The sequence below is a fragment of the Sphingorhabdus sp. EL138 genome (genome assembly GCF_945882965.1).
GTDB lineage: Bacteria > Pseudomonadota > Alphaproteobacteria > Sphingomonadales > Sphingomonadaceae > Sphingorhabdus_B.
On record NZ_CAMCWY010000004.1, the window covers coordinates 1 to 15,266 of the forward strand.

The following is a 15,266-nucleotide window of genomic DNA, read 5'->3' on the forward strand; positions in this document are numbered from 1 at the left end:
AACTTCATGGATGTTACCGAAGATTTTGCGGATACGCTTTTGACGCGACAGGGTCGCAGGAGCGGGACGGGATGCCATAAGGTGCTTTGCCTCAGTTAGAAATGTCAGTCGCGACGTGCCATTCCACAGACAAGAAAAGGCCGCATAGCAATGGACCGAAGAATCGGGTCCTGCCGTGCAGCCGTTTCGCGTATGTGAAAACCCATATCCATCAATACGTTAGCCAAGTTGCGCGACGACAAGGCCATTCCCGATGGGTTGGATGTTGAGGCGCCTATAGGCCGCGCGGGGGCTGGGGTCAAGGACTGTCCCTCGCGGTCTATCCTGTAAATCCGCTGGGAAATGTTTCACGTAAATCTATATGGCGCGACGGGCTAGCGGCTTTCGTGGTCGCTCCTGTCCAGCCATAATGGTCACTTCCCCAAAAACCACCCCAACTCACAATGTCCCCTACCGCCTTTCCGCCATGCTTGATGGCGCGGGGCGGCCCTGCTAGGGGCGCTTTATGACTGAACTTTCGCTTATCCGTAATTTCTCCATTATCGCACATATTGACCATGGGAAGTCGACTTTGGCCGACCGGTTGATCCAACAAACCGGCGGGCTGACTGCGCGCGAAATGACGAACCAAGTCCTTGATAATATGGACATTGAGAAAGAGCGCGGCATCACAATCAAGGCGCAAACCGTCCGCCTAGATTACACCGCGAAAGACGGCATCACCTATCAACTTAACCTGATGGACACGCCGGGCCATGTCGACTTCGCTTATGAAGTCAGCCGCAGCCTCGCCGCATGCGAAGGCGCGCTTCTGGTTGTCGACGCCGCGCAAGGGGTGGAGGCGCAAACGCTCGCCAACGTCTATCAATCGATTGAGCATGACCATGAAATCGTGCCCGTCATTAACAAGATCGATCTGCCCGCCGCAGAAGTGGACAAGGTCAAGGCCGAGATTGAGGACATAATCGGTCTGCCTGCCGACGACGCCGTCCTGACCAGTGCGAAATCGGGAATCGGCATTGACGAAGTGCTCGAGGCCGTCGTCACCCGCATTCCCCCGCCAAAGGGGGATCGCAACGCGCCGCTCAAAGCCATGCTCGTCGATTCATGGTACGACCCCTATTTGGGCGTCGTCATCCTGATCCGCGTCATTGATGGCGTTATCAAAAAGGGCCAAGAAATTCAGTTCATGGCCGCGGGTACAAAGCATTTGGTCGACCGCGTCGGCTGCATGCGGCCAAAGCTGGAGATATTGCCCGAAATCGCCGCGGGCGAAGTCGGCATAATCACCGCGCAGATTAAGGAAGTCGCACAAACCCGCGTCGGCGACACCATTACCGATGCAAAGCGCCCCGCCGCTGAACCGCTCCCCGGGTTTAAGGAAGTGCAGCCCGTCGTATTCTGTGGCCTATTCCCGACCGACGCCGCCGACTTTGAAAAGCTGCGCGAAAGCATCAGCAAGCTGCGCCTCAACGACGCATCGTTCAGCTTCGAAACCGAAAGCAGCGCCGCCTTGGGCTTTGGTTTCCGTTGTGGATTCCTTGGGTTGCTCCACTTGGAGATCATACAGGAGCGCCTGACCCGCGAATTTGACCTAGACCTCATCACCACCGCGCCGTCCGTGGTCTACAAATTGAAGCTGAGCCGCAGCAAAACCGAAGATGCGCGGGATATGGAGCTGCACAACCCAGCCGACATGCCCGACGTCAACCGCATTGATGAAATTCAGGAGCCATGGATACAGGCGACGATTTACTGCCCCGATGAATATCTCGGTTCCATCTTGAAACTATGCCAAGACCGGCGCGGCATTCAAAAGCAACTGACCTATGTCGGTGGCCGCGCGCAGATCGTTTACGAATTGCCGTTGAACGAAGTGGTGTTCGACTTTTACGACCGGCTGAAGAGCATCAGCCGTGGCTATGCCTCGTTCGATTATCACCAGATCGGCCACCGCGAAGGCGATCTTGTGAAGATGAGCATCATGGTCAATGGCGACCCGGTCGACGCGTTGAGCATGATCGTCCACCGTGGTACCGCAGAATCTCGCGGCCGCGGCATGTGCGAGCGCCTAAAAGACCTGATCCCGCGCCATTTGTTCAAAATCCCCGTGCAAGCGGCCATCGGCGGCAAAGTCATCGCCCGCGAAACCATCGCCGCGATGCGCAAGGACGTGACCGCGAAATGCTATGGCGGCGACATCAGCCGCAAGAAAAAGCTGCTGGAAAAGCAGAAAAAGGGCAAGGCACGGATGCGTGAGTACGGAAATGTGAGCATTCCGCAGGAAGCGTTCATCGCTGCGCTGAGGATGGGGGAGGAGTAAGCTTTCCCGCTTCCATCACCACAATGCGGTTAGGCGCTGCGATTTGCCAATTCTCTGACTGACAGCGCGCTCCCACTCTGCTACGCGGCCCTCCATGCTTAATCTGAACGGTATCACCGTGCGCCTTGGCGGACGCACTATCCTTGACCGCGCCACGGCGGCTTTGCCCCCTTATGGGCGGGTCGGCCTGATCGGGCGCAATGGCGCGGGTAAATCGACATTGATGAAGGTGATGATTGGCTCGCTGGAGGCCGATGACGGGTCGCTGGATATGCCCAAGGGCACGCGCATCGGTTATATCGCGCAAGAGGCGCCTGCGGGCGAATCCTCGCCGTTTGACACGGTGCTGGCGGCGGATACCGAACGCGCGGCGTTAATGCTCGAAAGCGAGCAAGAGGGACTTGACCCTGACCGCATGGCCGAAGTGCATGAACGGCTGATCGCGATTGACGCTTATACCGCGCCCGCGCGGGCTTCGCGGATTTTGGTTGGCCTTGGCTTTGATGAAGACATGCAGGGGCAGCCGCTCGATAGCTTCTCCGGTGGGTGGAAAATGCGGGTGGCGCTGGCGTCCTTATTATTTTCGCAGCCGGATTTGCTGTTGCTCGATGAGCCTTCCAACCATTTGGATTTGGAAGCGACCTTGTGGCTGGAAAATTTCCTTAAGGGCTATCCGGCGATGATGGTGGTGATCAGCCATGAACGCGATTTGTTGAACAATGTCGTCGACCATATCCTGCATTTGGATAATGGTCAGGTGACATTATATTCGGGCGGCTATGACTCGTTTGAGCGGCAACGCGCCGAACGCGCTGCGCAATTGGCGGCGGCCAAGGCAAGCCAAGACGCGCAACGCGCCAAGTTGCAGGATTATGTCGCGCGTAACTCGGCGCGGGCGTCAACCGCCAAGCAGGCGCAGTCCAGAGCCAAGGCGCTGGCGCGGATGCAGCCGATTGCCGCAATGGCCGAAGACCCGACGTTAAGCTTTGACTTCCCAAGCCCCGATGAATTGAAACCGCCCTTGGTGACACTGGACCTCGCGAGTGTCGGCTATACCGAGGGCAAACCGATATTGCAGCGGTTGAACCTGCGGATTGACCCTGATGACCGGATCGCGTTGCTGGGGCGCAACGGCAATGGCAAGACGACGCTGGCGCGGCTACTCGCGGCGCAATTGACGCCAATGGAAGGGCAGATGAGCGCGTCAGGCAAGATGCGCGTCGGTTATTTCACGCAATATCAGGTGGAGGAACTCGACGGCAACGATACCCCGCTGGAGCATATGACTCAGCAGATGAAGGGCGCAAACCCAGGCGCGGTGCGCGCCCAATTGGGGCGCTTTGGCTTTTCCGGGCAAAAGGCGACGACGAAGGTTGGCAAGCTGTCGGGCGGTGAACGCGCGCGGTTGGCGCTGGCGCTGATTACGCGCGATGCGCCGCATATGCTGATCCTCGATGAACCAACGAACCATTTGGACGTCGATGCGCGGGAGGCGTTAGTGCAGGCGCTGAATGAATATGAGGGCACTGTCGTGCTGGTCAGCCATGACCGCCATATGCTGGAGCTGACGGCGGACCGTCTGGTGCTTGTCGATGGTGGGACCGCGACCGAGTTTTCCGGCACGATTGAGGATTATACCGACTTCATCCTGGGCAAGGGGCCAGCCAAGGAGAAAATGTCCAAGGCCGACCGCAAGGAAGACAAGAAAGCGGCGGCTGCATCGCGTGAGGCGCATGTGAAGCTGAAACGCGATGTGAGCGATGCGGAGGCGGACCTTGCAAAGCTTGAGGTTGTGTTGAGCGCGATTGACCGGGCAATGTTCGACCCAGCATCAGCATCAAATGAATATAAGAACCTAACGATGGGCGAACTGTCGCAACGCCGGGGCAAGATTGTCGCGGCGCAAGCGGCGGCAGAAGCGAGATGGGTTGTGGCGAGCGAGGCGTTGGAGAGAGGCTGAGACTGCTCCGTCTAAGCCCCCGCCGCCACGAGCTGGAGCAGCTTTTGCGCTGGCAAAGCCGGGATGATATGTTCGACGCAGCCGATGATGCGACGTCATCTGCTTCTTCGAGCGAAGACCGTCGTTCGGGTACCTTTGGTATAAGATTTTGATTTAGAAAAACTAATTTTTCAAAACGACCGAAATTATGTTGACATAGCAAGCGGCACTTTTGCAGAGTTCATAGCGTGCGCATCGGCCTGCAAAGTATAGCCAAAGCCGTATAGGGCACTTAGGCTAATGCCTAATGTCGGGTCAAGTTTCAGGTTCTTGCGTAGCCGTGCGACATGCGTGTCAATGGTCCGCGATTGATAGTCGACGACCTTGCCCCATAATGTTGCCGCGAGATATTGGCGCGACAATAATCGGTTGGGGTTGCTGAAAAACAGCATCGCCATATCGAATTCCCGCTTTGGCAAGATGATGGCTTCGTCGTTGAAATACACCGTCGATATCGATGGGCGAAGAAGATATGGACCGAGCAATAACGATTCCGGCCGCGTTCGCACATCGCCATTATAGCGGCGCAAAAGAGACTTAATCCGCAGGGAAAATACTTCTGGGTCAACCGGCTTTGACACGAAATCGTCCGCACCCGCCTCAAGCCCGCGGATGATGTCGCGGCGATCATTGCGCGCGGTTAGCATGACCACTGGGATATCAGGATGGAATTTCCGGATGTATTCTATCACTTCGATGCCGTTCAGGTCGGGAAATGACCAGTCGATGATCAAGAGATCACATTCTTTTTCGCGCACCGCTTTCAAGAATGTCTGCGCGGAGCTATAGCTCTTTACGGCATAACCCAATCCACTCAAAAATTCTTCGAGTTCGGCTGCAAATATGGGGTCGTCCTCGACCACGGCGATATTATAGTTGCTCACAATTTGTCCCTTACTGGACCGGTCCAATGAGGACTTTTTACCCCGTTATTTTACATTTGTAACATTTTTTATGTGAACTAATGTAAACTGAAATCTGTTGTTGCAACAAACGTGACAGGTTTGGCGTTACCTTCTGTGGTGCGAATTACAAGAGAATTACAGGAGCGGGCGTTTGATGTCCATAATCTTCAGTTTCTCTGCGCCTTGGCGACTTGTTTTGGCTTGGGCATCGCCTCTGCTGCTTTCGCCTTTGGGTGAATATAGTCGTGGTGGCGGGTGATGGCGCGGGCGACATTTTGCATAAAAGCATTTGTTACTTCGCTGCCGGCAGGCGTTTGCGCAATCATCACCGCCACAGGATACACGCAGCCATCTGGTGCTGTCATCACCCCAACATCGTTGATTGCCGTAGCTATCGACTCCAGCACTTGCCCGGTCCCGGTTTTGTGCGCGAGGCGCCAGCCCGGCGCGAGGCCGGACCGCAAACGGGACCGCCCCGTATAGGTGCCAGCCATTAACTTCAGCAATTTGGCCCCCGGGTCATTGGCATCACGTTCGCTAAAACGTTTCAGCACCAGCGCGATTGTGCCGGGGGCCGCGCCGTCGAGTGGCGTTTCCAGATAGGCGTCCAGCGCAGCCTTCCTTTTGCCCATCGGGATGCGTGAACGCTGTGCTTTGAATGCATTGCCTTTGCGATATTCTGGTTGCCATTCCAAACCGGCAATCGCGCTTTGCAGCAGGACTTCGCCAGGACCAAAGCGAATGGATTGCACTTTGCGGCGGTCAAGCATTTGGTTGATCGCTTGCGGGCCTCCGGCAATGCGCAAAAGAACGTTGTTGGCGAGATTGTCGCTGGCATTGACCGAATGCGTTAGCAGTTCGCGTAACGACATGTCGAACGAGTCCCGCCCGTCGAGATAATTTTTCAGTGGCTGGCTGAAGACAACGACGTCGTCGCGGCTGACGCGAATGCGTTTATCCAGTGACAATTTACCCGCAGCCTCTTGTTCCAAAATCGTCAGCGCGACCCACATTTTGGAGACGCTTTGTTGCGGAAAGCGCTCGGTCGGGCGCTTGCCAATAATCTCGTCGGAAAAGGGTGTGTAGATGGCGACGCCTGCGCGACCGGGGAATGTTTTCCAATAGGTATCAATTTCCGTCTTTAGCTTTTCGTCGGCTGTCGCAATCAGATCGGTCGGTAGTGTCTTTTTAGCGATATCCGCAGACGCCGTGGCCGCAATTGCCGTGAAGCTGAGGGCCGAAGTAAGAGTGAGGGTTACGGCGAATATGTTGAAAAAGCTGCGCATGATCCGACTTTTATGTGTCCAAGGGCTGCATAGTTTGCGCTGTAGATGCAGAAACCAAATTCCGGCAAGAGGATGCCATTTGCGGACCTCCATCATCCGATTTATACTGCGACACCGCTGTTTTGCCCGCCAAAACTGCGCAGTACTTTGCCAGCCGTCGTTGCATGTTACGCGTTGCAGTAACTTGTCTAAAGTTTTGATATGTTTATTTGCAATTGTTAACATTGCGCGCAGTATTTGACGTAGGTCCCATGCCGTGCAATCTTTCGGATGGGAAAAGAGGAGGGGACTATGGCGGGTAAAGCGGAGACAGGCAGCAGCGCGAAGGCTGACAAAAAGAAATCGCAAAAGAAAGGCGCGCCATTTTCGAGTGTCGCGGGCGCTTTTGACGCCGCCAATGATGCCACCATGGCGCTTGGTCCGCTTACCGGATTGGCACGAGAAGATTTTATTGGCGCGATTGGCCTGATGCTGCGCCAGACCGCGACGAACCCTGATAAGGCATGGAAGGCAACGAGCCGCTTTTCCGAAGATGTTGTCAAGATTATCACCGGAAAATCAGACCTTGCGCCCGACCCCAAGGACAAGCGCTTCATGGACCCGGCATGGACGTTTAATCCGTTTTTTAAGGCAGGCGCGCAATATTATCTCGCGGTGCAAAAGGGCGTTAAAAGCTATATTGAGGATTTGGAGCTTGATGCGCTCGAACGCGACCGCGCAAATTTCATTTCGCAAATCATCATTGATGCCATGTCACCGACCAACACCCTGATTGGGAACCCGACCGCGCAAAAGCGGCTGGTGGATTCGGGCGGCCTCAGCCTCGTAAAGGGTCTGAAAAACGCCTATAATGACATGGTTCACAACGATATGATGGTGAGCCAGGTTAACAAAAAGCCGTTCAAGCTTGGCGAGAATATCGCAACGGCAAAGGGCACCGTGGTCTATCGCGACGAACGCTTTGAACTCGTCCAATATGCGCCAACCACGGACAAGGTGTTCGCAACGCCGCAACTCACCATCCCGCCGCAGATCAACAAAATGTATATCAATGATCTGTCCCCTGAAAAATCGATCATCAAATGGCAAACCGACCACGGGATTCAGCCATTCATGATTTCCTGGCGCAACCCTACTGATGACATGGGCGTGTGGGGCATGGCCGAATATACCGAAAGCTGCGTCAAGGCGTTGGATGTGGTGTGTGAGATTACCGGCAGCGACAAGGTCAACATTTCGGGCGGCTGTTCAGGCGGGCAGACGATGTCGGTGTTGCTGTCCAAACTCGCGTCCATGGGCGACACCCGCGCCAATGCGATCACCATGATGGTGTGCGTGTTGGAGCCCAAGCCCGGCGATACCGAGGCGTCGAGCCTTGTGTCGCACAATGGCATCGCATTGGCCCGCCAACGCGCGGCGAAGAAAGGCGTGATTGAAGGCAGCAGCCTTGCGCGCGGCTTTGCATGGTTGCGGCCCAATGACCTGATCTGGAACTATGTGATCAACAACTATTTGATGGGCGATGACCCCCCGGCGTTTGATATCCTGTTCTGGAATGCCGATGCGACCAACCTGTCATCGGCATTGATGGGCGATTTCTTGGAGTTGTTTGAGGCAAATGCGTATGCCGCGCCGGGCACGTTCGACATTGCGGGACACACGCTTGACCTGACCAAGGTGACGGGCGACCTGTTCGTTCTGGGCGGTACCACCGACCATATCACGCCATGGCGCGCATGCTATCGCTCCACGCAATTGTTCGGCGGCAAAAATGTCGAATTCATCCTCAGCCAAGCAGGCCATATGCAAGCGATCCTAAACCCGCCGGGCAACCCCAAGGCGAAATATTGGAAGCATGGCGAAGGCAAAGCGCCCGCTGATGTCACCGAATGGATGAAAGGCAGCGAAGAAGTCGCCGGAAGCTGGTGGCCACACTGGATGGAATGGCTCCACGCGCGGTCGGGTGCCGAAATTGCCGCGCCGAAGACGCAGGGGAGCAAGGCCCATCCAGCCATGGAAGCCGCGCCCGGGCTGTATGTTTTGGAGTGAGGGGGGAAGGGTTAATGCCCACTATCCATCGCAAAAATGGTTACCGATTTTATTTTTTCAGCCATGAACCAAACGAGCCGCCGCACGTTCACATCGACAAGGGAGAGGCAACCATAAAGATTTGGCTTGGCAGTTTGGAGGTCTCCAAAAGCCGGGGCTTTCGTGCCCACGAAATTTCTGGCATCATTGGGATGGTGAAAGATCATCAGACTGCGTTCACGGAGAAGTGGCATGAACATTTCAGCTAAAGTCACTGACGAGCGGGTGCTCGACGTTCGCTTTGACGCGCATAGCCTAATTGTCGACCTCATGGATGGCCGGACCATTTCTGCGCCACTCGCTTGGTATCCGCGTTTGGCAAATGCGACAATCGCACAGCGCGACCATTGGGAGAAATGTGCCGGTGGCTTTGGCATCCACTGGCCAGATTTGGACGAGGATTTGAGCACTGAAGGCTTGTTGCGCGGCGCGCCAGCTGCCAAGGTTTCTGCCTGAACGCATTTTTAGACTTATTAGGAACACAGATGACCAAAAACCGCGCGCCCACCTTCAGTATGGAGACCGTTGACGGGCGGACATTGCGGGTGGCGGTTTGGCGGGCGAGTGCGCCGACGCACAAGCTTCCGATATTGTTCTTCAACGGCATTGGCGCGAATATTGAGGCTATGGCACCGATGGCCGAGCTGCTTGATGACCGCGACTTTATCACCTTTGATATGCCTGGCATTGGCGGTTCGCCGGACCCTGTTGTGCCCTATAATGCGATCCTGATGGCGCGGATTGCGTCGCTGTTGCTTGACCGGTTTGAAATACCCATTGTGGACGTCATGGGCGTCAGCTGGGGCGGGGCGATGGCGCAGCAATTTGCGCTGCAGAATAATGCGCGCACCAACAAGCTCATTCTCGTCGCGACCAGCGCTGGCATGTTGATGGTGCCGGGCAATCCGGCGGCGCTCGTCAAAATGGCGGACCCGCGCCGTTATATCGACCCTGACTTCATGGCGAAGCATTTCAAGACGCTTTACGGCGGTATGGTGGGCAATAAGTCGGAGCATATTGGCCGGCTAAAGCCGCCGTCGAAAACCGGATATTTCTATCAATTGATGGCGATGATGGGATGGACGAGTGCGCCGTTCCTGCCGTTTATGAAAACTGAAACGCTCATCATGATGGGTGATGACGACCAGATTGTGCCGCTGGCCAATGGCAAGTTTCTGAAATTCCTGATCCCGAACAGCGAATTGTTCGTGGTTGAAAATGGCGGGCATTTGTTCCTGTTGAGCCATGTCGCGCAAAGCATCGCGGCAATCCGGGGGTTTCTTGATCGCGATGCGAATGCGGCACGTAAAGCGGCCTAACCCGCTGGCTGTTGCAGATACGTCACGGTTTTTTGCGAACTGTTAATATTTTTTTGAACTGTAACTTAGTGTCATCATAGTTACGCCATTCACGGGTTAGACACGCGTTTCTGTGGGCATAAAGAGGCTGCGCGCGCATGTTCAAAACTGTTGGGATCATCACTGGCGTAGATGCCGAGGCCGCAGCGTTATTTCCCGGCCAGAGCGCCGATAGCGAGGCGCTGCATGGCTTCATGGTGCGGCAAGTGCCCTTTGCGGCGCGCAATATGGTGATTACCTGCAGCGGCATTGGCAAAGTGAATGCTGCGATGGCGGCAATGATGTTGGTCGAACATTATCATGCCGACTTGCTGCTGGTTGTTGGCACGGCTGGAAAGCTGAATGGCAGGGAGGGAAATTGCTTCCAAATTATTGAGGCCGTGCAGGGCGATTATGGTGCCTCGCGCGCCGGCAGCTTTGTCCATTATCGGGCAGGGGCCTGGCCCATAGGGGAGGCGCATGCCGAACCCTTCCGCGCCGCCATCATGCCCGACACTGGCCTGCCTGAGGTGCGGATCATCACCAGCGATTGTTTCGTCGAAAGCGCTGAACATGGCAGCAGGCTGCATAAGGCGCTCAGCGGCGATATCGTTGACATGGAAACCGCCGCCGTCGCGCAGGCCGCCGCGCGCATGGATGTGCCATGGGCCGCGATTATGGCGACCAGCGATGATGCCAATGGCGACAGCGCTGGCGATTTCCAGGCCAATTTGAAACGCGCCGCCCGCTTGGCCGCCGATGCCGCCGAACGGATGATAGCGCAATTGCCGCGCGGTTAAATCCAAAGTCCGACGGAATGGATAAGGATGCCCGCCAAGCCGCCAACTAAGGTGCCGTTGATGCGGATGAATTGCAAGTCGCTGCCAACGGCATTTTCGACGCGGTCAGTGATGGTGGATGCGTCCCAGCGGGCGACGGTGTCGGACACCAAACGGACGATGTTATCGCCGTAATTTTCGGTCGTGCCGACAATCGCACGGCGGGCGAAGCGATTGATTTGGTGTTTCAGCCGCGCGTCTTCTTGTAAATTGCCGCCAAGCTTGATGAGCGCTTCGCCAAAGCTGCCGGCCAATGCGGCATCGGGGTTACGCGCGGCCTTTAACAGGCTATCGCGGCCTTGGTCCCAGAGGCTGTTGATCCATTTGCCCATCGCTGGATTTTCCAACAACTGCCCCTTCCAATGCGCGACCTTGGCTTGCAATTCTGTGTCATGGCGCAGGTCATGGGCCAGCTTGGCCAGCCCCTCTTCGCCCTTTTCCCGCAAAGGATGGTCGGGGTCTTGGGCCATTTCATGCAGCAACTTATTAAGGCCATTGACGATGGCATTGGCCAATCTGTCATCAAGGCCAGTCCAGCGCATGATCGTGTTGGCGCGTTCCTCCACCATTTCGCGGATCAGATGTTCATTGGCCTCCAGCGTGGCCGATGCCCATTTAATGATGCTGTCGAGCACAGGGATATGCCGCCGTTCGCGGATCATCGCGGTCAGCAACTGACCAAGCAAAGGCGCGATGTCGAGCTTGTCGAGTTCCTTGCGAATTGCGCCCTTGGCGATGCCGCCCAATCGTTCATCGTCAAGCGCGGCGATGATATCCCCTATCAGGCGCGATGCCCCCATGCGCATCCGGCCTTCGCCGCCCGATGGCGCGCTTAGGAACTTGCCTATTGCGCCTGCGACATCCATGCGCTGTACGCGGCGGGCAACGACCTTAGTTGTCAGAAAATTGGTGCGCAGGAAACTGGCCAAGGTGCGGCCAAGCCGCTCCTTGTTATTGGGAATGATCGCGGTGTGCGGAATGGGTATGCCCAATGGGTGCCTGAAGAGCGCTGTGACGGCAAACCAGTCGGCGAGGCCACCAATCATCCCAGCCTCGGCAAAGGCCCTTAAAAAGCCCCAATAGCCGTCGTAAAGGGTTTCCATATATTTGCCAAATACGAACAAAGCGGCCATGCACAGCAACAAGGCCGTTGCGATGATCCGCATCTGGCGCAGTTCGGCATCACGCTCTGTATAGCGCGCTTTTTCCGACAGACCGAGTTGGTTGACAGCTTTCACACCTCAGACCTTAACGGCGTATGCAAAAAAACGCCACCCATCCTCATCCCTAAACAAGTTCAGGATGACGTTCCTGTGTGGCGGCGCTGCCACCATTTCACTCGGCTGGCTGAAGACCGCCCAAGTCGCCTTTGCCGGGGGCGTTGTTAGTCGGTTTGACGGGTTCTGTAATAATTTCTTTATGCTTATCGGGATCATAGGTCAGCAAGCGCGTGCGCAGCCAAGGTCCAACGCGCTTTTCAAAACCGTCGGCGAGGCTGAAACCAGCAGGGACGATCAACAAGGTCAGTAAGGTCGAGACAATGAGGCCGCCGATCACGACCGTGCCCATGGGTGAGCGCCATTGGCCGTCACCGCCCAAGGCAAGCGCGGTGGGGACCATACCGGCGGTCATGGCAACGGTGGTCATAACGATTGGCTGCGCGCGTTTATGCCCGGCCTCCATAATCGCCTGAAACTTAGGCACGCCCCGCGCCATTTCCTCAATCGCAAAATCGATCAACAATATGGAGTTTTTCGCCACAATGCCAAAAAGCATCAACACGCCAATGAATACGGGCATCGATATTGGCTGGCCAACCAAGGCAAGCCCCAGCAAGCCGCCCAAGGGCGCAAGCAACAAAGAACCCATGTTGACCAAGGGTGACATGAAGCGATGGTACAAAAGCACCAGCACCGCAAACACCAGCAAGGTTCCGGAAACCAAGGCTACCAAGAAATCACCCTGCATTTCTTGTTCCCATTCTTGGGACCCGAAAGGTGCGCGGGACACGCCAGTCGGCAGATTTTCCATGATGGGCAGCTTGTTGATTTTTATGTCCGCCTCGGACGACACAATACCAGGCGCAAAATCCGCGCCAATGAAGACACGGAAATTCTGGTTTCGACGTTGAACCGAGGTTGGACCCGCGCCAAAGCTAATATCCGCCACGCGGGACAGTGGCACAGATCCACCGTTCGCCAAGGGGACGGGCAGGTTGCGGATGACATCCAAATCCTCACGCGATTCCTTGGCGAGCATCACGCGGATCGGGATTTGACGATCCGATAGCGAGAATTTTGCGCTGTTCTGGTCAATGTCACCCAGCGTCGCCACGCGGATTGTCTGGCTGAGTGCCACGGTCGATACGCCAAGCTGCGACGCAAGGTCATTACGCGGCTTGATGATCAATTCGGGTCGCTGCAAATCCGCGGAGATCCGCGGCGCGCGCAATTCGGGCAGCGTCTTCATCTGCTCGACAAGCGTTGCGGCTGTTCGGTCAAGCATTTTGGGGTCTGATCCTGACAACATAACCGACACGTCACGGCCGGAACCACCACCGTCGCCGCCCGGGCCGTTAACCTGAAACGTTACGCGGGCGTCTGCGATTTTGGTGAGCAAAGGTGTCAGGTCTTCTTCAAATTTCTGGCTGGTCCGGGCCCGGTCCTCATGCAAGGTGATGAAAATATTGGCCCCGCCTTCGCGCACGCTTTGTAATACCGTTTTTACTTCAGGCTGCTGCTCGACGATTGCAGCGGCCTCGCTGCTGATCTCGCGCGTGCGCTCCAGCGTCGTTCCGGGAACCATTTCGATGCGAATACGGCTGAAATCGGTATCTCCATCGGGGAAGAACTGCTTTGGCAGGACGACAAGCAATGCAACTGTCAGCGCAAGCGCCAGCGCACCAATGCCCATCATCCAACGGCGGTGACCAAGCGACCAGCGCAGGATTTTCATATATCGGTTGATCCAGCTGGCCTCGCCATGTTCGGCCATGCCGTCGGCTTTCAGGAAATAGGCCGCGATCATTGGCGTGATCATACGCGCCACGGCAAGGCTCATGAGAACGGAAGCGACCACCGTCAGGCCGAAATTCTGGAAATATTGCCCGGCGACGCCGGGCATAAGGCCAACCGGCAAGAAAACCGCGACAATCGAAAATGTCGTTGCCACTACGGCCAGACCGATTTCGTCGGCAGCATCAATTGATGCCTGATAGGCCGATTTGCCCATCCGCATATGCCGGACGATATTTTCAATTTCCACAATGGCGTCATCGACCAGCACCCCGGCCACAAGGCCAAGCGCCAACAGCGACATGGTGTTCAGCGTGAAACCCATCAGGTCCAAAAACCAGAAAGTTGGAATGGCCGACAGGGGAATGGCAATCGCCGAAATAATCGTTGCCCGCCAATCGCGCAGGAACAGGAAAACGACGACGATGGCAAGCAACGCGCCTTCGATCATCGCCGCCATCGAGCTTTTATATTGGGCCTTGGTATAATCCACACTGTTGAACAAGGTGATGAATTTTACGCCGGGATTTTCTTTTTCGATTTCGGCGATTTTGACCATCGCATCGTCAAACACCGTGACGTCGGATGCGCCCTTGGCGCGCGACATGCCGAAGGTGACGACTTGTTTGCCGCCAGCAAAGGCCATGGCTTTCTGCTCGCTGAAGCCGTCTGTAACTTCGGCGACATCGGACAGTTTGATGGAACGGCCACCGCCAAGGCTGATCTGCGTCTGGCTAAGCGCAAAGGCATCGGTGGCGTTGCCGAGCACGCGAACCGACTGGCGCGATCCGGCAATTTGCGACTGGCCGCCCGATGCGTTGACATTTTGTTGGCGCAGCACAGAGTTAATCTGACTGGCGCTTACGCCCAGCGACTGCATTTTTGCAGGGTCAAGGACGACGCGGATTTCCCGGTTTACGCCGCCATTGCGGCTGACCGAGGCCATGCCTTCGACAGCGAGCAAACGGCGCGCAACGCTATCGTCAACAAACCAACTGAGTTGCTCCAGCGTCATGTCGCTGGCTTCAACTGCGAAATAGGCGATTGGGTCGCTGGACGTCGCGACTTTGAAAATCTGCGGCTCCAATATGCCGTCGGGCAGGTCGCTGCGGATTTGGTCGACGGCGTTTTTCACTTCGCTGACGGCGGCGTTAATATCGTCGCCAATTTCAAATTCGGCGCTGACTGTCGTGTTGCCTTCGCTTGAGCTGGCATCAATGTTGCGGACACCCTGCACACTGCGGATCGCGGATTCGACCTTTTGCGTTATCTGTGTGGTGATTTCGGTTGGCGCAGCGCCGGGTTGCGAAATCGAGACAACAACAACCGGGAATTCTATATCGGGGTCATTCTGCACGTCCATGTTCATGAACGACACGATTCCTGCAATGGTGAGTGCGACAAACAAGACGATCGGCACCACCGGATTGCGGATGGACCATGCAGAAATGTTATTAAAATTCATGATATAAATC

11 protein-coding genes are annotated in these 15,266 nt (G+C 56.0%); 7 read left to right on the forward strand and 4 right to left on the reverse strand.

Going from position 1 to position 15,266, the window contains the following annotated elements; all coding sequences use genetic code 11:
* Positions 1-505: 505 nt before the first annotated feature.
* Both lepA and Q0N43_RS02445 read left to right on the forward strand, forming a co-directional pair.
* The gene (lepA, locus tag Q0N43_RS02440; protein WP_295441984.1) at positions 506-2,323 is read left to right on the forward strand and encodes a translation elongation factor 4; all 1,818 of its coding nucleotides are present in this window, start codon (positions 506-508) and stop codon (positions 2,321-2,323) included.
* 94 nt (positions 2,324-2,417) lie between these two features.
* The gene (locus Q0N43_RS02445) at positions 2,418-4,283 is read left to right on the forward strand and encodes an ABC-F family ATP-binding cassette domain-containing protein (RefSeq protein ID WP_295441987.1); all 1,866 of its coding nucleotides are present in this window, start codon (positions 2,418-2,420) and stop codon (positions 4,281-4,283) included.
* A gap of 185 nt (positions 4,284-4,468) precedes the next feature.
* Here the strand turns inward: Q0N43_RS02445 and Q0N43_RS02450 are convergent, their stop codons facing one another.
* Both Q0N43_RS02450 and Q0N43_RS02455 read right to left on the reverse strand, forming a co-directional pair.
* On the reverse strand, positions 4,469-5,206 hold the full coding sequence (locus Q0N43_RS02450; protein WP_295441990.1) for a response regulator transcription factor: 738 nt from the start codon (positions 5,204-5,206) through the stop codon (positions 4,469-4,471).
* 188 nt (positions 5,207-5,394) lie between these two features.
* Complete coding sequence (locus Q0N43_RS02455; protein ID WP_295441994.1) at positions 5,395-6,513, reverse strand: serine hydrolase; 1,119 nt, start codon at positions 6,511-6,513, stop codon at positions 5,395-5,397.
* 291 nt (positions 6,514-6,804) lie between these two features.
* Between Q0N43_RS02455 and Q0N43_RS02460 the strand changes: the two genes are divergently transcribed.
* The 5 genes from Q0N43_RS02460 (at position 6,805) to Q0N43_RS02480 (ending at position 10,738) form a co-directional block, all read left to right on the forward strand.
* Positions 6,805-8,562, forward strand: coding sequence for an alpha/beta fold hydrolase (locus Q0N43_RS02460; RefSeq protein WP_295441997.1), 1,758 nt, complete (start codon positions 6,805-6,807; stop codon positions 8,560-8,562).
* A 14-nt stretch (positions 8,563-8,576) separates the two neighbouring features.
* On the forward strand, positions 8,577-8,810 hold the full coding sequence (locus tag Q0N43_RS02465; protein WP_295442000.1) for a DUF4160 domain-containing protein: 234 nt from the start codon (positions 8,577-8,579) through the stop codon (positions 8,808-8,810).
* Positions 8,794-9,057, forward strand: a complete 264-nt coding sequence (locus Q0N43_RS02470) for a DUF2442 domain-containing protein (protein WP_295442003.1) — start codon at positions 8,794-8,796, stop codon at positions 9,055-9,057. The genes Q0N43_RS02465 and Q0N43_RS02470 overlap by 17 nt, the downstream gene beginning before the upstream one ends.
* A gap of 29 nt (positions 9,058-9,086) precedes the next feature.
* Positions 9,087-9,920 (forward strand): alpha/beta fold hydrolase, encoded by an 834-nt coding sequence (locus Q0N43_RS02475; protein WP_295442006.1) that lies wholly within the window; start codon positions 9,087-9,089, stop codon positions 9,918-9,920.
* A 137-nt stretch (positions 9,921-10,057) separates the two neighbouring features.
* Positions 10,058-10,738: a purine phosphorylase gene (locus Q0N43_RS02480; protein ID WP_295442008.1), complete on the forward strand. Its 681-nt coding sequence runs from the start codon at positions 10,058-10,060 to the stop codon at positions 10,736-10,738.
* On the opposite strand, the gene Q0N43_RS02485 is transcribed toward Q0N43_RS02480, so the two are convergent.
* Both Q0N43_RS02485 and Q0N43_RS02490 read right to left on the reverse strand, forming a co-directional pair.
* A complete protein-coding gene (locus Q0N43_RS02485; protein WP_295442349.1) occupies positions 10,735-11,943 on the reverse strand; it encodes a DUF445 domain-containing protein in 1,209 nt (402 codons plus the stop codon). The two genes, Q0N43_RS02480 and Q0N43_RS02485, sit on opposite strands and share 4 nt — an antisense overlap.
* A 169-nt stretch (positions 11,944-12,112) precedes the next feature.
* Positions 12,113-15,256: an efflux RND transporter permease subunit gene (locus Q0N43_RS02490; protein ID WP_295442011.1), complete on the reverse strand. Its 3,144-nt coding sequence runs from the start codon at positions 15,254-15,256 to the stop codon at positions 12,113-12,115.
* Positions 15,257-15,266 lie beyond the last annotated feature (10 nt).